The following is a 19,292-nucleotide window of genomic DNA, read 5'->3' as shown; positions in this document are numbered from 1 at the left end:
GATTGTTACGATAAAGAATCGAATGAAGCTTATTTAAAGCCAATCATTCACTGTCTTTTCCTACCATTTCTTTATTCTCCGAAATTTGGCACAAAAAAAGCGAACACCTAATAAGGGTGTTCGCTTTTCTCTCGACTCTAGCAACACTTTAATTATAAATACAATATGAAATTATAGCAATAAAATTCATTAACAAGATCAGCATTTTATTACATTAATATACTATTTGTGAACTCATTTCCAATCAAATAACCTACTAGATTTCAAATAGACTTTACTGAACGATCTTGTTACGTTTAGATATTATCCCAGACATCAAGATTTGTTGATGAAATGGCAATTGCCCCAGCCTTAAGGGCGGTTACAACATCTTCCTTATCGCAAACAAGTCCGCTAGCAATAACTGGTGCATCAATAGCTTCCTGTACCCAGCCAAGAACTTTTGGCATACAGCCAGGCAATATTTCTACAATATCAGCTTTTGATACGGCATATTGCTTTGGCAGATTGCGATAGGACATGGAATCAATCAGGAAGAAGCGATGGACCGTATAAAACCCTTTTTCACGCGCTGCACGGACAATGGAAGCTTTTGAACTGATAATGCCGTCTGCCTTCGTATTTCTTCTCATAAAATCAACAACAATTTCTTTATTTGAGGTTCCTTCTACTAGATCAATATCAACAAACGCGTACTTCCCAACACTTTTTATTTTGTTCACAATATTGGAAATCGAACAGATATTTCCATATAGAACAAAGACTACATTACAGCTGGAATGAAGTACTTTTTCAAGACCGTCATCGTCCTTAATTCCTGCAATAATTGGATTCTCATCTAATATTTCAATAATATTTTGGTTCATAGAAGGCCCTCCGTTAATTAAATGAAAAACTTTTTATCTACCAAAAATCAAAACTTAATTTAGAAGATATTTTTAGATTAGCCTACTATGAACAAGAAGTACATTCTTTTATCATTAAAAATTATAACGGAATAATAATCGGATGTGCTTTACATGATTTAAAGAAGAAAATCAGAAAACATAATGGTATTAAGAAATCTTTGTTTTTTTCAATTTTTTTAGTAATTCCGGTACCACTAGATATAAATCCCCTAAGATAGGTAAATGCGCTTCTGCCATGATTTTTGCGTTTGGATCATTGTTTACAGCCATAATATGCTTAGCACCATGAGTGCCTGCCATAAATTGAACAGAGCCAGAAACACCAAAAGCTAGTAAAACTTCTGGTCTTACCATTTTACCCGATAGCCCAATCTGCTTCGATTGCGGTAACCACCCCCTTTCCACCAGACCTCTTGTCGCTGCTAGTTTGCCGCCGAGTATCATTGCCAATTCATCAAGCAATGCAAGGTCTTCCTTTTTTTTCACTCCCCGTCCAGCAACGACTAGAACATTTTCCTTTGTTATGTCCTTTTCAACTGTTATTCGTTCCGTCTGTATGATTTTGATTCGTTCGGCAAACACCTTGGCCTCATGAGGCAAGCCTCGTACTTCCCATTCCGGCATATACCCTGCCTGCCGGACAGCGGATACCATCATGTTGTATCCTACAGTCGCAAATTGCGGACGGGAATAAGGAGTCACAATTTGCGCCATAACATTTCCACCAAAAGCAGGACGGATTTGAATCAGGTCTGTACTTTTCCTTAGCTCCAATTGTGTACAGTCCGCTGTTAAACCGGTGCGAAACTTAGTTGCCGCAATCGGAGCGATTGCTTTGCCAATTGGGGTTGCACCAATCAGAACAACAGCAGGACTTAATAACTCAATACAGTCAACCAATGCACCTGCATAACAATTGGCCCGAAAATGCTCCAATGCAGCGTCTTGATAGAAATAAACTTTCTTCAGCGGCATCCCTTCCAATTGTGGCAAAATCCTATCCTTCCCTGAACCGATTACGATAGCATAAACGTCAAAATCAGCAGATTCTGCTAATTCAGTAGCTTTGCCGATCATTTGAAGGGAAACAGGATGAATAGATGTTTCCTCTGTTTCAATAAAGACTAAAATATCGTGCCATTTTGTTAGATCAATCATTTTGCCAGTCCCCATTCTTTCAAAGCGACAAGCATTTTATCAGCAACAGCATCCGGTTCATCCTGAAATAAGTGCGCCGCCTTCGGATGCTCAATTGTATAAATCCTTTTTACCCTTGTTGGTGACCCCTTCAAACCATATAATTTTTCATTTTGAACAGGCATATCTTTTAAGGAAAGAGTAATAACAGGTTTTTTCGCTGCTGAAAGTTTCAATCGTAGCGCAGGCATTCTCGGTGTAAAAATGTCCCGTTCAACGGCAAGAACACATGGAAACTTTACGTTTGTAAGGGCTCTTTCCTTCCCAAGATTCTGCCAAACAGAGATGGATTCATCTGAAGCCTCTTCCAGTTTGTTTACCTGGCCCAAGTAAGGGATGTCCAGCCAAGCAGCAAGCGATGCCCCTACCTGTCCAGTATCACCATCTGTTGTCTGCCTGCCGCATAAAATGATGTCATACGGACCTTTGACTTTTAAGGCTTGCGCAAGCGTATAAGAGGTCGCTAAAGAATCCGCTCCCGAGAATTTCTTATCACTTATTAAATAACCATCATCCGCTCCAAGCGCATAGGCATCTACCAACACTTGCTTGGCAGTCTCAGGTCCCATCGTAAAGACATCAACAGTGCCTATTCGCCCCTCTTTAAGCCGAAGTGCTGTTTCAAGGGCTGAAGCATCATATATATTCATGACCTGCTTACTCCCATTTCGAATCAGCACTCCTCGTACCGGGTCCATATTCCCATCCGAAGAAGCTGGTACTTGTTTTATACATACCGCGATTTTCATTAGTACCCTCCTTTACACATTAGTCAAGCTTATTTCCCGGATTCCACATACCAACTGGATCAAGCTGATTTTTAACAATTCGCCAAGCCTCGATGGTTTCAGGTAGAGTTGTATGGAAAAATAATTCTTTTTTTAATTTGCCGACTCCATGCTCAACCGTCGTCCGTCCACCTTGTTCTGCAATTGATTGGCCCCATTGCAAAATAAGTTTTTTTCCCATTTCATATTGCAGTCCATTCTGCGGAAGAATGTTGACATGAAGATGCCCATTTGAAATGTGACCAAAAATGACCCCTTCAAGACCGGCCGCATCGAGATCTTTTCGATACATTTCAACAAGGGAAGAAATCGGTACTCCAGGCAACTCCATATCCGTTCCCAGCTTCATTATGGTTGCGTCGTGCTTACGGAGCTGCTCAATGCGGATATTAACGGACTCTGGTACAGCATGGCGAAAGGCACGGATTTTTTCCATTTCGACTTCACCTGAAACAGCCCATGATGTATCAATATCACTTCCTGCTTCTGCGGCCCTTTCCATCAGCCATTCGGCAGCCAACTCAGCTTGTTCACCGGTAGAAGAATGAATTTCCAGATAGACCATTGCAGCAAAATCACTTGGAAAATCAGGAAGCTCACGAAGCTTGGCAGCTGATTCCTTGAAGCATTGGATAAAAGCAAGCGAGGCCTTGTCCAAATATTCCAGTGCTGCAAGATGATTTAAAATCTCTTTGTTCTCTGCATCAGTAATTTCAACAAATGAAAGAGCATCATCCTCAGTGTCGAAAAAGAAGCAGATTCCCCAAAGCTCTGCCGGCTGTACCTGTAATTCCAGCGTGAGATTTGTAATCACGCCAAACATCCCTTCACTGCCAAGAAAAAGGTCAATGAGGTCGGCTTGTTCAGCATATCCCATTATCGTTGGATCGACTTTTAGCCTCTTGCCATTAGGTAAAAGTACCTCTCCTTGATTGAACCGATAACATCCGCGTTCGATTTTCCAAATCTCCGCATCAGTTGTAACGACACGGATGCGTTTGATATGATCGCGTGCACTGCCATATAAGCGGGAACATACCCCTTGCGCATTACTCGCGGCTATACCTCCGAGAGTCGCAGATAATTCTGTAGGATCAGGTGCCCACATCAGTTGCTGTGTTTTTTTGAGTTTAGTTAACAATTCTTTTGCCTCGTCACGCCAGGTTTCAGTGGCAAAGGCCCGTCTTGATAACCCGGAATGAAGATCTAATAACGAACATCCCGGCTCTACCGATAAAGTAAAGATACCGTCCTGTTCACAAAGATCAGTGACTGCTTTCATTTCAGTCATATTGATAATATGACCGCCATAAGGAACTGCACCTCCGCTGATTCCTGTCTTTGCTCCTTGAACGGTTATTGGCTGTCCTGCCTCCCGCATCGCTTTGACAATGTGAACAACCTCAGCTTCTGTTTTTGGAAATGAAATCGTACTTGCACTGCCTGTTAATCTTGATTCATCATGCAAGTATTCCTCATATTTTTCATCCATTGGCCTAATTAACTGATTCATGTTCCTCACACTCCTTCCACTGTCTGCTGCTCCATAAGCGGGAATAGCGCTTTTAATACTTCTTGATAATCATCAATAATGGCAACGTCGGCTATTTTATGAATCGGCGCATATTCATCCTGATTAATGGATACAATGAATCGGCTGTCTCGGATGCCAACTGTAAAGGCCTGTGATCCGGAAACACCAGCTGCAATACATAACCGTGGGGATAGCAATTTCCCAGAAGCCCCGATTAACCGGCCCATATCTGTCCAGCCATTCATGGCAATCGGTCTTGTTACACCTATTTCAAGACCGATTTGATTGGCTGCTTTCTCCAATTCATGTAAATGTTCTTGCTTCTTTACACCTTTTCCTAAAGCAAGCACTTTTTCTGCGCTATCCAAAGGTTCTCCTGTTTCAATTTGATGAAATTCATAAGATAATACATGGCTATTCCGGTCGTTTGGTATGATGGGCTCCATGATTGTTACCGTATGTTCAATGTTCTGCCACTCTTTCCGAATAGCTATTTTTGCAACTGAAAAACAATACGGCTTACGTTTCATCCGAAAGCTAGCCGTTAGATTATTGGCATAAACCGACTTGTTGATTATCAAACCTTCACTTGTACTCTCACGAACAGTGACAGACATACAAGATGTTCCCCCTGAGCGAACGGAAAACCTGACAACAAGAGAGGTACCAGACAAAGTGCTTGGAAAAATAACACAATCAGGCATTTCCTGTTGATAGACCTGTAGTAAAGCTGCTAAGATTTCTTCTTCATCTGTCTCGTCTCTTACTTGCACTAGCTTGATCTCGCTCATAGCAATTTGCAGTGCAGGTTTTGGAAGCTCATCACATTCTCTGGAAATAACCCAAGCCTGTATAGCATCCTGTTGTATATATGTTTGTTGAAAATGATTTAATTCATTGATTTCCTTTGGAAAAAGCGGTGAGCAGGCATTAAATACAAACGCAGTATTCATGGTTCAGAGCCGCTCCTTTATATAGTTATGGTATAAGATATCTGCTTTTTCAAAAGCATCCTTTCCATCAATGATTGTCGTCTTTCGCTCGTCTCTTATACGAACAAGCGAAATAAGCTCAATATCACTCAAATCCTGAATGTATGTTGAATCTAAATTAAGGTCTTCCAACGAAAGAGCAACCGCTTTCATATTCTTCGTATTCATTTTATCCTTCAGTGTTGGTACACGCATATGAGTAATAGGAGAATCACCAATTTGAAAAACAGCCGGCAGCTTAATCAACTGTGTGACGGTTCCATTATTAACCTGCCGGATGACTTTCAGTATATCCTCACGACTTGTTCGTTTCATATTTAATACACCTGTTACACAGGGAATTCCCAACAACTCTGCCACACGAAGCGGTGTCTCTCCATTATCTCCACACCCGCTTTGTCTTCCCATGAAAATGGCCTGCTCAGTGCAGTGTTTTTTGTAATAGGCGGCGATTATATGCGCTACTCCTGCTGAATTAAAGCGAAGATCACCCGCATAATCAATTTGGACAACTTTGTCATATTTTAAGGCATACAATGTCTTGATAAAGTTTTCTATAAGATCCCCAGTAATCGAAAGCGCTGTCAGTTTCACCGGCGCATGAAATCCCTCCGATGAATCGGAGAGATTTAACGCGATTTCCAGTGCACTTTCATCAAAGCTGTTCAGTGCTTTCTTTGTATAGCTAAGGTCGATATTTAGGTTTTCCCCTGTTTCCCAATCGCTCTCGCCTAACATATCCAAGTCATGAACTACTTTGAAGCAAACGAGGATGTCCAAATTAGTCCTCTAAATATTCAACAGGAATGATATTTCCTACGTTCATGACATTGTTTGGATCGAAGGCTTTCTTGAGTGTTTTAAGAACATAGAAAGAATTACCATATTCTTCTTTAATCCATGGTGCCCTTGCTTTACCAACTCCGTGGTGATGTACCATTGTACCGCCATGCTTAAGCGCTTCTTCAACGATAATTTTGTTGATTGGGTTATGGTATTTGTTAATTTCTTCTTCCACTGGGCAATCCACAATATTGTAGTAATAGACAAAGTAAAGGTTTGTTCCATTTATGTAGCTGTGTGAAGAGTGTCCACCTACCCATGTAATATCAGGAATTTCTTCAGCTACACGTTTGCGGCTTGCTTCATAAATTTCATTGATGGTATCCCAGTTGCTTGCGATTTCAGTTGTAAAGCCCATATTTTGTGTTTGAATGATTTCTTCTCTTTCTTGCGCTACCTGTTCAGGACCCCAGTTTAATTGTAAGAACCAGTCTTCGATTAATTTGCTGTCAACCTGCTGGCACTCAGAATATTTCCCTACAATCTCCTCAATTGCAGCACCAGTTGCCTCTGTAATCCCTTTTGGACCTTCTGCCATGAATACAAGAACACATTTATCATTCGCAAAGTGAGAGAAATGACCTTGAGCATCTGCCTGGTCGTAAAGACGTGCAATGGATGGTTTATATCCCGCAACCATGACTTCACGTAAAATTTCAAAGCCGGTTTTCATGTTGTCTAATGTAAATCCATAGTACTTATTGTTTTCAGGCATATATCTGAACATTTTTACAGTTACTTCTGTGATGTAGCAAAGAGCCCCTTCATTACCAATGATTACGTGGCGAATATCCGGGCCAGCTGCACGGCGTGGCACATTTTTGATGCGTGTGATTTCACCGTTAGGGAAGACTGCTTCTAAGCCAACAACCATGTCTTCAATTCCGCCATATAGAGTTGAGAATTGGCCAATACTTCTTACGGCAACAATTCCACCCATTTGAGCAAGCGGTTTAGATTGCGGTGAGTGTCCGGTTGTATAGCCTTTTTCACGAAGAATGTTTTCTAAATACTCAAGAGGCACACCTGCCTGAACTGTAGCCTGCATATTATATTCATCAATCTGTATTATTTGATTCATATCTGATCCATCAAGCACGATATGGTTTTCACGGACGGATTCAAGCATCATTTCAAGCGCGGAATTACCCGTACGCGGAATTACATTAATGCCATGCTGATTACAATATTTTAGAACGTTTGCAATTTGCTCTGTACTTTGTGCTTTTACAACGGCTGCAGGAATCGGGCGAGTGAAAACGCCTGAGTACTTTTCATATTTCCTATAACGATCGACTGAGCTTTCCTTTAATACCTCTTCGTTTGTAATAACGTTTTCAGCACCCACTAGCTCTTGCATTTTTGCTACGATTTCTTCTCTTAACCCTAATGTCATTGTCATAATGATTTTCTCCTCTCAACAGTTCATAGTTTTGTATTAATTGGTATGATTCTAATGATTGGCCAACATTAGACTAAAATTTAGCGAGATGTGTGTTTTTTTGTTATATCGCAATCGCTTTCATTATAAATTCTTGTTTAGAAAGCTTAACATTTTGCCATTCGGATTTGAGTGTTGCATCTTGATAAATTACATCTCACAATCCTTTTTCAAAATATTATCAATAATATTAATATTCTAATATAATATTTTGGGCATAAAAAAAAGCGCACTCCAAATATGGAGTCGCTTATCTCACATCATCTCTAGCAACTGTCTTTAGTATAGAAAAGGTATTTCGAAAAGTCAATATTAATTTCGATTATGAAAGGGACAAAGGGACATCACACCTATTACCATTCAATAATTTCCCAGTATTCAGTCGATGTCCTTATTTCTGTCATGGAGCAAGGGTTCGCCTTAGAACCAATACCCCTTCTCCACGATTAGTACTAAATATGTAAAAAAGAAAAAGCAAAATATTGAAACCCCATCACTTATTGATACTTTAAAACGGTAATGGTATAAATCATCTGGCTCAGCTTTTTCTATGAAACTTTCAATTCGATCCAGTTTGTCAAAGGAATTCACGATTAATGAAACAATAATTTTGGAAACTCCATTGATATTAACTTTAAATTTCCGTCTTGATTCACCTATTACTGAACGCATACTTTCTGCTAAACTCTTTTTTACTTCTGAACCCATCTCAGTAAGCTCTAAAACAATACACATGATTACTTTTAAGTAGTCTGCTACGGGAACTCCAATGAACTTCAGTGGAGTTAAGAGTTTATCAAACATTCCGATCACTGTTTTCGTATCAGTAGTATGAAAATAAAGAATGCTAACATACCAAATAATAAATAATCTAAATAATCTTAGAAAAATTTCATAGGGGCTTTGTTGAAATGCGAAAATATCGTTTCCAGAAAAAAAATACAAAAGAGAATTCATTAATAATCCAAAAAGATAAGGGAACAAAAAGACAATACAATAAGATAAAGCGCTCATAGCTATAGTACGTCTGTTCATTCTCAAAATGAAGGTTACAATTAGTAAGTACACGGTTAGAAGGACAAGACTCATAGGTTTTAAAAAAAGAAACGGTATGCCCATAAGCACCCCGGCCTGAATAAACTTGATGAGCCCATCAAGTTCATAGGACTTACCGATTTTTTTAATAGTTGGATTGGTCAAAGTTATATCGTTTGCCATAACCTATAGCGTCCTTTCTGGTTAATTTTCCTTCGCTGAAAATATCTTTTTGGCTAACTTCAAAAATGGCTAATTCTCCAATTTTTCCAGTAATGAATCCGGTGATGACAGAGGAAATTAATAGAATTGGAAGATAGAATATAACGACGGTTTGGCCTAAAATGATTGATGCAACTATAATTTGGGCCGTACTATGAACAATGGCCCCAGCCATACTAATCCCTTTAATACTAAAGTATTTATTTAGTTTCTTATACAGGAACCACATAACTAAGGCACTTAAAATACCGCCGCTTAAACTGAAGGCCAGCATCGTTACACCTCTTGTTAAAATGGCTACGACTAAACAGCGCACGACGACAATAAAAATGACATCCTTCAATTCAAGGAAGGCAATCCCAATCATCGTAATAATATTACCAAGGCCCAGCTTTACCCCGGGGACAGGGACGGGGATGGGAATAAACGCTTCAAGAAAAGAGATCAAAATGGCATTGGTTACTAAAATAACGATCACGGCAAATTTTCTGTTTTTGTTCATTTGAGGTTACCTACTTAACTAGAAGTGTATTATTTTTCTACGCCTTCGATCATGACAATGATTCTTGAAGGCATACAAATCGCATTGTCACCAGGCTTCGTCAGCCATCCAAAGTTTTTACAAATTTTATCCGGACAGTCTGCATCTAAAACTCGTATTTTACCCTTTTCTGCTAATACAGTTAATTTATAACCATCATTCTGTAATAAAATGGTTTGCTGACTATTAATTTTATTTAGGTCAATCTTTTGAATTACTTTTCCGTCGCGTGTTATGTCTGCAATCAGGCTGTTTTGTTGGGCTTCGCTGTGGGAATTCATCCAAAAAAGGGAGATTGAAACGATGATTCCAACTAACAACACTAAGATAAAATCACCACGTTTTAATTTGGGCAATGCTTTCATTATAGGAATTACTCCCCTTTTCTCAGTAATCGATTATTATAGATAAATCAGCAAGGAATAGAGTACCCCTTGCCAATTTATCTATTATTTTTTGTTCAAAGTGTTACTGAACTCAATAATTTTATTACTATTTTTTTAAATATTTAGCAGCATCCTGAGCAGCAAAGCGGCCAGAGTTCACAGCCCAACCTTGTTGAGAACCTGGAACTAAACTAACATCGTATGATTCTCCGTTAAGGCCGCCAGCGTCACCGCCACCAGCATAAAGACCAGGAATGACTTTGCCTTTCTTATCTAATACTTGTGCATCCGTTGTAATTGCTAGTCCATCAGTGGTAGCGTAATAGCCTAAATCTAATTTGAAGGCATAATAAGGACCATTTTCCCCAGGCGCAATTAAAAATTTCGGATCCTTTCCAAACTGTGAATCAACACCTGTTTGACAGTCTGCATTATATTGATCAACTGTTGCCTTTAATTGCTCTTCATTCATATTGAGTTTACTTGCTAATTCTTCAATCGTATCTGCAATAACAACCTGAGTTTTTTCCTTTTTCATATACTTATCTAAATCTTCGAAGAAGGTAGGTATTTTACCCTCAGGTGTCATATCTCTTGGGAATTTGTTCTGAACAAAGTTATCTAAATTAGCTTTAGAGGCAATTTGATAGACTGTTCCTTGTAATCTATGAGCAGCACCATAAGCACCCCAGTCACGTGCTAACAAGGACTCATCTGTGAAGCGCATACCATCTTGATTAACACGCAACAATGGCTGTCTGCCAATACCATTGTGAAGCGTTCCTCCATAAGGAGCACCTTTCATCATTGCACCAAAGGCCATTAGACCACCTTTTAGGTTTTTATCTGATGCCCCTACTTTTAAAGCCATATTGATCCCGTCTCCGGTTCTTCCAGGGATCCCTGCATCGATAACATTGTCGGCATTAACTTTTGCATACTTCTCAAGCATTTCAGGATTGTCGGAATATCCACCTGTCGCTAAAATGACAACTGGGGCTTTGATTGTTAGGTTACTTCCGTCACTATGTGTTGCTTTAATGCCAGCCACTTTTCCGTCTTTCATAATCAGTTCTTTACCACTAGTATCTGTTAGAATCTCTACACCCATTTTTTTGGCATTTTCCGCAAGGGTTTCTGTTAATGCTTTTCCTCCCCCATCATAAAGATGCCAAGTATTGAGTTTGTTTGCTCCCAAATTTCTTAATCCAGTAAATTTTACACCTAAGGATTGTAACCAACTGAAGGTTTCTCCAGAGTTTTCGTAAAATTTCTTTAAAAGATTGGCATCAGCAAACCAGTGATGATAACCCTCCGCTTGTAATAGAACATCCTTAACATCGTAATGGATTCCTTGTTGCGTTTGTAATTCAGTATTGATACCACCATATCCTTCAGTTACAGCACTAGTTCCACCTAAGCCGGGATTTTTTTCAATCATGATTACATTTAGGCCTAGTTGTTTTGCCTGTACAGCAGCTGAGACCCCAGTAGATCCAGAACCAACCACTACAACATCTGTACTCATTGTTTTCCCATTAGCTTCGCCACTAGATTTTTCACTCTTAGTGGAACTAGAACTAGAATCAGAACATCCTTGTAATAGCATAGTTATAATTAAAAACATCATTGTAATGACTTTGAGAGTTTTGTTGCCGGAAAATATTTTATTCATATGACTACTCCTTTTTCATAATGAATTCCAAAGATACAATATAGTTCACGAACTTTTCAGAAATTAAACCACTGCAAAAAAGACATCATAAATCGGCTCTTATCAGTGTATTGCTCCATTATTCCTTTACTCTTCTGAATTAAAGGCAGCTGGTAGTTTATCCATCCATTCAAAATCATGACACTCGGAGCAATATACGGTTGATGGTTCATGCAATTTATGGCATTTGTTACATTCGAGCTGCCCATTATGTGATTTATGAGGGTTTGATTCCTCGAAATTGGTTTTGGCGATGACTTTGTCATAGTCATGGCATTTAAGGCACATTTCCTTTGAAAACTTTCTCGTTTTCATCGGTGTCTCGTAATCTCCCTTAACATACTTAATTCCTTCTTGGGCCTTAGTGCTTAATGAATCCTGGTGACAATCATGGCAGACAACATCTGCCTTGGCATGTGCATTTGCTAGCAAATTACTATGCTTGTATGAGTTATACATTGGCTCCATATTGTGGCAGAAGGTACTACAAAATGCTGGGTTATCGCTGGCCTTAACGAGTGCCATTCCTCCGATTCCAAAAAATAAAAGTGCAAATAGTAGAATAAAGATTACTTGTTTCTTTGAAAGTTTTTTAAAAAACCTTTTTTTAGGTTTTTTTTCTTTCGTAATTTGTTCTGTTGCCATTATATCCCCCTAATTGAATTTGACACTTCTTTATAATTTCAGAAGGAGATGATATAATCTAGGAAGGTTTTTTTAACCATTAGATCTAACCTAGCAGTAACTACTATAGAGAAAATCCGACTTTTCTTTGTAGTTTTTAATGTCAATACTGCTTACACATTTCTTAAATCTGGGTCGATTGAGCTGTTTTGTCATTACGGTCCTTTACGTTCCCAGACAAATATCATTCCGGATGGCGATAGCTACTGCAATAGCTATTGCCTGTTTTTTGTTTTACAACGACAAAAAACAAAGTTCTTTTTTCTAATGTTTTTCATTTCACTAAAATATTAACTAAAGATTTTCTATTCCTCCCCTTGATTTGATAGCCCCCTATCTTTCACCTCCATGGACATCTGTGTACTCTTCAGTTGAAATCATTCTATGAAAATAATTTCTCACTCATTTTATTTCATCCTCATTTGTTATTCATCGTACAAATGTTAGAAGTTTTTTTCTCCACATCGTACAATTGTTAAAAGATTCACATTCACTTCAATATGTATATACACACATAAATCCGTATAATATAATACCGCTAAAGGAGGTGTTGGCATATGAAGATAACAATTCCGATGTTATTAGAAAGAATAACGGATATAAAATTTTCCTATTATCCAGGAGTGGTTTCTGAAGCAAAACATATTTCTAGTATAAGATTTCTTAAAAATAGCCACCGGTCAATTAACTCTGATGTTCTCTATATTACGAACCTATCTTATTTGATGTCAGGTTATAAAGGCGTTATCCCTAAAAAAATCGTTTGTATAAAAGATGGGAATTTTGACATTGATCATAAACTGTTTGAGACTTCAGAAGTAATCTTGATTGAAACCTTTATAGATACTATTGAGTTAGCCGATTTGCTTCAGGATATATTCAGTTATTATTCTGGTATTTGGGAAGAATTGTTAGAAATTGTAGAAGAAAGTAAAGGATTACAAGCTTTAGTTGATAAAATTTCAACCATATTCAGCAATCCTATAAGGATAAATGACTGGAACTTTAAAATACTTGCAATGACCAGTTTCGATTCTAAAAATGTTGAACTGCGGAGAAGAATTGATGATAAAACGATCGTCAATGGATACATTATGAATTCAGATGGGTTCTATGCTGACATGAAGAATTATATTTCTAAAATGAACGAGAATGATCAACCCGTTTTATTTTCTGGAAGTTATACATGTCCTATGATTTCACATAATTTAAAGTTTCAAAATAAAAAAGTTGCTATGGTTACTGTCTATGAAGTTGATAATCTTTTCACGAATGCAACATCCGATTTAATTGTCTTTTTTTCAAGAATCATAACACTGGAATTGCAAAAAAATGAAATGTTATTTCTAAATGATAGTATGAAGTATGAGTACCTTTTTACTGACCTGCTAAGCGGTAAAAGTCTGTCTCAAAAAGAAATTGAGAAAATTTCCAGTTATCTTAATTATTCTATGAGCAATCAATACTTTTTGGTTGTTGTTAGTACACCTGTTTCTGAACGGAATTGTGAATTAACTTATTTAAAAGCAAAGATCTTGCATAATGTTAAGTGTAATTTTTGTATCATGTATGAACGGAACATTGTCATGATTTTTGAATCTTCCTCAGATAGTACATTTGCACAGGATGTGCTTTCAAAATTGACCGAATTGTTATCCGTTAGAAATATGTTTGCAGGGATAAGCAGAGACTTTTCTAATCTTTCAGACATCAGAAGAAAATATATCGAAGCTAAAAAAGCTGCAGAGTTAGGGCAAAGAATTAATATGAAGGGGCATATTTTCCGGTATTTAGATTTGCAGTTTTACCACTTAATTGATTTATGTGCAAATCAGGAGGATATAAAAAGCCTTTGCCATCCTGCGCTTTTGAAATTAATTGAAGAAGATCCGGAACTTTCAAGGACCTTAATGTTATATTTAAAAAATGGAAAATGTCAGACAACAACTGCCAAAGAACTCCATTTGCAACGCAGTTCTTTACTGTACAGATTAAGGAAAATAGAGGAAATTTTAGATATTAACCTTAAAGATTATCACTCATTATTGCATCTACAGCTTTCCTTTGAGATTCTTAATTATTTGAATTTGGAGATGTTTTAATTTTTACCCCATCAGGTAGAGGGGTATTTGTTTTTTTCATCATTATTCAATTGCTCCAATATTTTTGGGAAGTAATAATGATGCTAAAAACCCAACGGTTAATACTCCTCCTAAAAAATACATCCCTGCTGTTGTCGATCCTGCAACTGACATCAAATTGCCTACAACATAAGGTCCAATAAACGCACCTAGACCCATTGCGGTTCCTATTACCCCCCGAGCTGGTCCATCTTGTTCCTGAATAAATAATAAAGAAGGAAGGGTATAGTAACTTGGCATATGTCCTAGCATGAAAAATGATGTTAAACACATCATGGTAATACCTAAAATTAAATTACCAGATATAAAAGTACCCAAGACTAAAAAGAAACCAAGTAATAGTATTGGAACACCCGTTGTAAGTCTTCGATCCTTTACTTTAGTTGAGATGAAAGTCCAAATCCATAATCCAAGAAGAATGACGATACTCGGTAAAACAGCAATCCAGCCAATAACAGCCATATTGTCAATTCCAAGATTTTGAATCATCACCGGCATCCACATACTGAAACCGAACTGTCCAAAATTAACAGAAAATCCAATAATACACAAAATCCAAATGTATTTGTTTCTTAATAGCATTCTTAGAGGTAATTTAACACCTTCATCATCAACGCCGCTCTTTTGTTTAACAAATTCTCGTTCTTCGTTAAGTGAGGTTACAATATAATCTCTTTCCTCTTTGCTAAGCCACTTAGCTGTATCCGGGCGCTCAGCAACAAAAATTATCCACAAAATAGCTGTCAGCAGCCCCAAAACACCTAATATGATAAACAAAAAGCGCCAGTTCGTATATTCTATAATCGTTCCTGAAAGAGGTCCGGTACAGATGCCGGCTACAGACACTGCGGTAAAAAAGATAGAGGTAGCTTTTGCTCTTTCACCGTTCTTATCAGGAAACCAAAATGTTATTAGTGTAACAACAGCAGGAGATAAAGCACCCTCAAATACCCCAAGGAAAAACCTAACAGTAAGTAGTTGCCACGCATTTTGGACAAAACCAGTTAACAGTGAGCATATACTCCAAGCGATGATTGAAAAAGTGACAAAACTCTTCACTTTTCCTTTTGCAGCCAATTGTCCTGCTGTTACTTGTAAAAATAAAGCGCCTGCAGCAAAAATACCTGCTGCAAGACCAGCAATGCTAGCGGTTAGTCCGAGATCACAGATCATTCCACCTGGTAATGCAAAAGAAATTACTTGACGGTCCATAAAGCCAAAGAAATTAACTAGAAAAAAAACTGGTAATAGATAATACCATCTAGCCTTTGGAATCTCTTTACTTGTATATTGATTCATTAGAGTTCCTCCTTGAAGATAAGCAAAAAAATCCGTTATTGGATACAAAGCGTCAGCAAACAAAAACACCTTTTCTCTTGGTATAGGTTAATGCCCGCAAAAACAATACCAATAAGAAGAGGTGATCATTTCTAAATATAGCGAATAATGATTTAGTAAAGCAACAATCTAAAGAGGTAAAAAATGACCGTTTATTGAAATGTAATAATTCCATAATTGGGCAATTATGGAATCCGCTTATAAAGCACTCTCATACATCGCTTCTTGCAGAGGATAGGGACTCACTAGAACAAATGATGGACCGACTAGGCCATTCTGATGATCGAATCACGAAAAATGTGTATCTCCACGTAACCCAAGAAATGAAAAAAGAAGCCTCTCAAAAGTTCGCTGAACTCATGAAAAGCCTCCATTAATTTCCACTATGTTAGCATTACACTTTCATCTTTCTTAATAACCCACTCATATCAAGTGTTTGAGGGGGCTATTACATATGCCGCCCGTAGTTTTTTAGAGTGTAATATTGTTAACATTGAGTACAAAAATTGCGGTAAATCAACGTTTTGGATATTGTTGGCTGTAATATCTTTAATGAGGATTTACCGTTTTTTATGGGATTGCGTTAGCAAAATGTTAGCAATTTCAAGCAGATAGACTTTTTACCGTTGATCGCACACTCCACATACCAAGCCTGTAGTGGACTTTCACCACCAAGTTAAAGGCATGCCGGGCGCACATATAAAAACCTTGAAGGGATTAGTCCATTCAAGATTCAAAAGCAATTGTCCAATCAACGAAGTTCTATTCACATATCAATAGCGAACTCTTATGAATCAATTGGAGTTAGCTGATTTATAACTTGGAAATAATCAAGTAAACAGACAACCATCCCCGTGGTTACTTGTTTCAATATTGAATATCTTTACGTTTCTCAGTAATTTTCACATCTTCAATCGGTATCCCTATAACATATGTGATTTTAACTTTTGAAGAATTTACCGTGCGCTCGTTCTAATATTTTATTTACCCCCAATGAAATTACGCCAAGAATTAAAATACAAAAAATAAAGTAGACTTTCTTGGATAAACTATAAGGAGATATAAAAGCAACTATTAGAAGAATAATTATTGCAATGTATGTAACAAATTTTCCAACTTTAAACGCCTGCATATCATTTTCCCTCCTCCTTTGGTTTTTCAAATTTGATAAATCCACCAAAACCAACCTCTTCACCAAAGTATCCCCCGGTCTCGCTTCCAATCTTCGCCTTTACGATGGGAGCGTAAATATCAATGATTCCTTCCCCATACACATCTAAGTAAATATGATAAAATGATTCCTCTAATTCTAATTTATTTGCTTTGGCAGCAGCCTGAAGTAATTCATAAGACACTTCCAAGTCATCGTCTAAATCCGCATGTCTAAACGCTAAACCATCATCAAATTTCCACAATTCATAAAAACAATATTTATCGTTATCTTCCATTTCTAAAGGAGTATTGATCGGTATATAAAATGTGTAATCTGCTTCATTCAAAGGCTCGTCAAAATGAGAGACTTTATAAATAATCGGACCGGTGCTGTATAATCCATTTTTAATAATGGCATTTCTGAACTCTCTAGCCGTAATATACCATTCATTTGTCTTGCATCTTGTTGAGGTACTTATCACATTATGAAAAATAATCGGACAACGTTTTATTTTCAATTATGTCATCCCCTAGCTTTCTTTTGTTTTTGTTTCTTCTTATGATTATTATGGCTGTTCACCAGGACTGTCTGTTTTTTCTGAGGCTTCCTTCGTTTGGCAGTATATTTATCTTCTAACGGACGCTTTGGCATGGGAATGATAAACGACTCAAATCTAAACTTGCAATAGGTGAACAAGAAAAATTCCGGCCATGCAAAGGCAATCGCGTATTGCAGAACAACGAAAAGGAATAGAAAAAAATATAATTGAATTAAGGGTCCAAAAAGAACTGATGGATCGGACAATGATCTGATAATTGTACCTGCTATCATCGTCACACCAAAGATGATCGGTAAACTGATTTGCCCTTTTGATTGTGCAAAATTGTACAATCCCTTGCCGCCTTTGCGAAACTCTCCCCTTTTTACCCGCTTAATACCTCTAATTGTTGAATATACTAAATATATAATTCCCCCTATTACTAAGAGAGTTGTAATTGAAGTTAAATAACTAGGTGCTTGTCTATCTTCACAAAATTGATAAAAAAGCACATAACCTTCTAAGGAAAACTTTAATGAAATAACGGTTAACAGTATACTTTGAAATTTCTGAAATCTATAGCTAATTTCTTCCTTTGTAAAAACAATCGCAACAATTAATTGAATGACTAACAATGCTGTACTAATTTTGACAATTATAGGCCATATAGGATTTGTAACGTAACTGCTATACCCCGTCCCAAAGCTCATGACAGCCGTATATAAACCGCTAAATATAAATGTCGCCCAAAAGAATCCAGGAATCGAGTTGGGTTTTAATCGACCACATGTAACCATCTTTATCTCATAAAAATCCTCTTCAACACAATCTTTTAACATACAAACCTCCTAAATCTACAAAAAGATCTTATCCAGTTTCTTCCCAACATTACTAATACAATCATCTCAGGGCAATGCCGTCCTTACTGTATCACTATCTCTCAAGTATTCAATTCCATTTTTATCTGCTGCTTTTGAAGATTCCAAGCAAAATATCACCAAGTATTTTGTACAATGATGAACTTTTCTCTTCTTTGATTACAAGTAATTAAAAACAAAAAACACCTGTTACCTAAAGGCTTTCAAGTGCTTTAAAGTTAGTTATCTAATGTAATTGACTTACAAATTTCACCCTTTAAGCATTGATTTTGTTCGTCGGATTGTACATTTATGTAAGTGCTGCAGAGAAAGCAGATTAGAGCATAGTATCAAAATCGCAAAAAGTTACCATATGCTCACCTGAAGGCTTATCTAGCTCAACAAAATTTTGTTTAGTAACATTGTAACAATACCAAGCTATATCTGAATCTCCAAAAAAAATTAGATCATCTTCATCTATAATTGACACCCCTGTTTCATTGGCATCAAAAAACTATCCACTTGATTTATTGGCTTGGAATCCAAAAATTCTTGGTCAATCCCATAAATTTCAAGTCCATTAAATTCAATTCCATTAACTATTTTTATAAATTCATAGTATTGCTGTGGCAGTACATCTTCACCAAATTTTTCTACTAGAGATTTGCGAAATCTTGATAATTCAGTTTCATTGGTAGGTATATTGAGTTTTCGATTTCGCTTCTCTCTTATTTTGGAAATCTGACTAATTTGCTCTCTCCACATATAATAATCACCCTCTGAATATTATTTATTCCTTGTTAAGAAGATAAATGTCTCCTTCTGGAATAGGAAACTCCACTATCTTACTTTCCCCTGGTTTCATACTCTTTGTTAATGAATTTTGCTCATTAGTAATAACCTTGTGATAGGGATGGTTTTTTATTAGATATAAGTTTTCCACATTATTAGTACCAACTTGATCCAAAGGAATTTTATGT

The 19,292-nt window shown here is 37.2% G+C and carries 17 protein-coding genes and 1 pseudogene; 1 reads left to right on the top strand and 17 read right to left on the bottom strand.

Annotated elements, in window-relative coordinates:
• Nucleotides 1-296 precede the first annotated feature (296 nt).
• The 12 genes from HHO41_RS14720 to HHO41_RS14665 form a co-directional block, all read right to left on the bottom strand.
• Nucleotides 297-866 (bottom strand): glycerol-3-phosphate responsive antiterminator, encoded by a 570-nt coding sequence (locus HHO41_RS14720; RefSeq protein WP_169099955.1) that lies wholly within the window; start codon nucleotides 864-866, stop codon nucleotides 297-299.
• A gap of 189 nt (nucleotides 867-1,055) precedes the next feature.
• On the bottom strand, nucleotides 1,056-2,066 hold the full coding sequence (locus HHO41_RS14715; RefSeq protein ID WP_169099953.1) for an electron transfer flavoprotein subunit alpha/FixB family protein: 1,011 nt from the start codon (nucleotides 2,064-2,066) through the stop codon (nucleotides 1,056-1,058).
• Nucleotides 2,063-2,854 (bottom strand): electron transfer flavoprotein subunit beta/FixA family protein, encoded by a 792-nt coding sequence (locus tag HHO41_RS14710; protein ID WP_169099951.1) that lies wholly within the window; start codon nucleotides 2,852-2,854, stop codon nucleotides 2,063-2,065. The genes HHO41_RS14715 and HHO41_RS14710 overlap by 4 nt, the downstream gene beginning before the upstream one ends.
• Nucleotides 2,855-2,873: 19 nt before the next feature.
• On the bottom strand, nucleotides 2,874-4,406 hold the full coding sequence (locus HHO41_RS14705) for an FAD-binding oxidoreductase (RefSeq protein ID WP_169099949.1): 1,533 nt from the start codon (nucleotides 4,404-4,406) through the stop codon (nucleotides 2,874-2,876).
• Between the two features lie 5 nt (nucleotides 4,407-4,411).
• Nucleotides 4,412-5,380 carry an electron transfer flavoprotein subunit alpha/FixB family protein gene (locus HHO41_RS14700; protein WP_169099947.1) on the bottom strand — a complete coding sequence of 323 codons (969 nt, stop codon included), beginning with the start codon at nucleotides 5,378-5,380 and terminating at the stop codon, nucleotides 4,412-4,414.
• Nucleotides 5,381-5,383: 3 nt separating this feature from the next.
• Complete coding sequence (locus HHO41_RS14695; RefSeq protein ID WP_169099945.1) at nucleotides 5,384-6,199, bottom strand: electron transfer flavoprotein subunit beta/FixA family protein; 816 nt, start codon at nucleotides 6,197-6,199, stop codon at nucleotides 5,384-5,386.
• Between the two features lies 1 nt (nucleotide 6,200).
• Entirely contained in the window at nucleotides 6,201-7,664 is a 1,464-nt protein-coding gene (locus HHO41_RS14690; protein WP_248278479.1) for an FAD-binding oxidoreductase, read from the bottom strand.
• Nucleotides 7,665-8,123: 459 nt separating this feature from the next.
• Entirely contained in the window at nucleotides 8,124-8,921 is a 798-nt protein-coding gene (locus HHO41_RS14685; RefSeq protein ID WP_169099943.1) for an energy-coupling factor transporter transmembrane component T, read from the bottom strand.
• Nucleotides 8,884-9,462, bottom strand: a complete 579-nt coding sequence (locus tag HHO41_RS14680) for a Gx transporter family protein (RefSeq protein WP_169099941.1) — start codon at nucleotides 9,460-9,462, stop codon at nucleotides 8,884-8,886. Before HHO41_RS14680 ends, HHO41_RS14685 begins: the two co-directional genes overlap by 38 nt.
• Before the next feature lie 29 nt (nucleotides 9,463-9,491).
• Nucleotides 9,492-9,866, bottom strand: coding sequence for a NusG domain II-containing protein (locus HHO41_RS14675; RefSeq protein WP_169099939.1), 375 nt, complete (start codon nucleotides 9,864-9,866; stop codon nucleotides 9,492-9,494).
• 127 nt (nucleotides 9,867-9,993) lie between these two features.
• Nucleotides 9,994-11,415 (bottom strand): FAD-dependent oxidoreductase, encoded by a 1,422-nt coding sequence (locus tag HHO41_RS14670; protein ID WP_169099937.1) that lies wholly within the window; start codon nucleotides 11,413-11,415, stop codon nucleotides 9,994-9,996.
• Nucleotides 11,416-11,688: 273 nt separating this feature from the next.
• Nucleotides 11,689-12,246, bottom strand: a complete 558-nt coding sequence (locus HHO41_RS14665) for a cytochrome c3 family protein (protein WP_169099935.1) — start codon at nucleotides 12,244-12,246, stop codon at nucleotides 11,689-11,691.
• A gap of 596 nt (nucleotides 12,247-12,842) precedes the next feature.
• Here HHO41_RS14665 and HHO41_RS14660 point away from each other — a divergent pair.
• The gene (locus tag HHO41_RS14660) at nucleotides 12,843-14,387 is read left to right on the top strand and encodes a PucR family transcriptional regulator (protein WP_169099933.1); all 1,545 of its coding nucleotides are present in this window, start codon (nucleotides 12,843-12,845) and stop codon (nucleotides 14,385-14,387) included.
• Between the two features lie 42 nt (nucleotides 14,388-14,429).
• On the opposite strand, the gene HHO41_RS14655 is transcribed toward HHO41_RS14660, so the two are convergent.
• The 5 genes and pseudogenes from HHO41_RS14655 to HHO41_RS14635 all read right to left on the bottom strand — a co-directional run bounded on the left by HHO41_RS14655 (nucleotide 14,430) and on the right by HHO41_RS14635 (nucleotide 19,077).
• A complete protein-coding gene (locus tag HHO41_RS14655) occupies nucleotides 14,430-15,725 on the bottom strand; it encodes an MFS transporter (RefSeq protein WP_169099931.1) in 1,296 nt (431 codons plus the stop codon).
• A gap of 979 nt (nucleotides 15,726-16,704) precedes the next feature.
• Complete coding sequence (locus HHO41_RS14650) at nucleotides 16,705-16,896, bottom strand: hypothetical protein (protein ID WP_169099929.1); 192 nt, start codon at nucleotides 16,894-16,896, stop codon at nucleotides 16,705-16,707.
• A gap of 1 nt (nucleotide 16,897) precedes the next feature.
• On the bottom strand, nucleotides 16,898-17,434 hold the full coding sequence (locus tag HHO41_RS14645; RefSeq protein WP_169099927.1) for a DUF5085 family protein: 537 nt from the start codon (nucleotides 17,432-17,434) through the stop codon (nucleotides 16,898-16,900).
• 5 nt (nucleotides 17,435-17,439) lie between these two features.
• Nucleotides 17,440-18,294 carry a hypothetical protein gene (locus HHO41_RS14640; RefSeq protein WP_169099925.1) on the bottom strand — a complete coding sequence of 285 codons (855 nt, stop codon included), beginning with the start codon at nucleotides 18,292-18,294 and terminating at the stop codon, nucleotides 17,440-17,442.
• A gap of 355 nt (nucleotides 18,295-18,649) precedes the next feature.
• Nucleotides 18,650-19,077: pseudogene (locus HHO41_RS14635) on the bottom strand (YrhA family protein).
• Nucleotides 19,078-19,292: the final 215 nt, after the last annotated feature.

Source organism: Bacillus sp. DNRA2, assembly GCF_012843265.1.
Lineage (GTDB): Bacteria > Bacillota > Bacilli > Bacillales > Cytobacillaceae > Bacillus_BU.
This window is presented reverse-complemented; position numbering and strand designations above follow the sequence as displayed.

Coding starts and splice junctions, on each gene's coding strand:
- HHO41_RS14640 (WP_169099925.1), bottom strand. CDS start 18,294: ATGTTAAAAGATTGTGTTGAAGAGGATTTTTATGAGATAAAGATGGTT.
- HHO41_RS14650 (WP_169099929.1), bottom strand. CDS start 16,896: ATGCAGGCGTTTAAAGTTGGAAAATTTGTTACATACATTGCAATAATT.
- HHO41_RS14715 (WP_169099953.1), bottom strand. CDS start 2,066: ATGATTGATCTAACAAAATGGCACGATATTTTAGTCTTTATTGAAACA.
- HHO41_RS14690 (WP_248278479.1), bottom strand. CDS start 7,664: ATGACAATGACATTAGGGTTAAGAGAAGAAATCGTAGCAAAAATGCAA.
- HHO41_RS14655 (WP_169099931.1), bottom strand. CDS start 15,725: ATGAATCAATATACAAGTAAAGAGATTCCAAAGGCTAGATGGTATTAT.
- HHO41_RS14685 (WP_169099943.1), bottom strand. CDS start 8,921: ATGGCAAACGATATAACTTTGACCAATCCAACTATTAAAAAAATCGGT.
- HHO41_RS14670 (WP_169099937.1), bottom strand. CDS start 11,415: ATGAGTACAGATGTTGTAGTGGTTGGTTCTGGATCTACTGGGGTCTCA.
- HHO41_RS14675 (WP_169099939.1), bottom strand. CDS start 9,866: ATGAAAGCATTGCCCAAATTAAAACGTGGTGATTTTATCTTAGTGTTG.
- HHO41_RS14680 (WP_169099941.1), bottom strand. CDS start 9,462: ATGAACAAAAACAGAAAATTTGCCGTGATCGTTATTTTAGTAACCAAT.
- HHO41_RS14660 (WP_169099933.1), top strand. CDS start 12,843: ATGAAGATAACAATTCCGATGTTATTAGAAAGAATAACGGATATAAAA.
- HHO41_RS14720 (WP_169099955.1), bottom strand. CDS start 866: ATGAACCAAAATATTATTGAAATATTAGATGAGAATCCAATTATTGCA.
- HHO41_RS14665 (WP_169099935.1), bottom strand. CDS start 12,246: ATGGCAACAGAACAAATTACGAAAGAAAAAAAACCTAAAAAAAGGTTT.
- HHO41_RS14700 (WP_169099947.1), bottom strand. CDS start 5,380: ATGAATACTGCGTTTGTATTTAATGCCTGCTCACCGCTTTTTCCAAAG.
- HHO41_RS14710 (WP_169099951.1), bottom strand. CDS start 2,854: ATGAAAATCGCGGTATGTATAAAACAAGTACCAGCTTCTTCGGATGGG.
- HHO41_RS14705 (WP_169099949.1), bottom strand. CDS start 4,406: ATGAATCAGTTAATTAGGCCAATGGATGAAAAATATGAGGAATACTTG.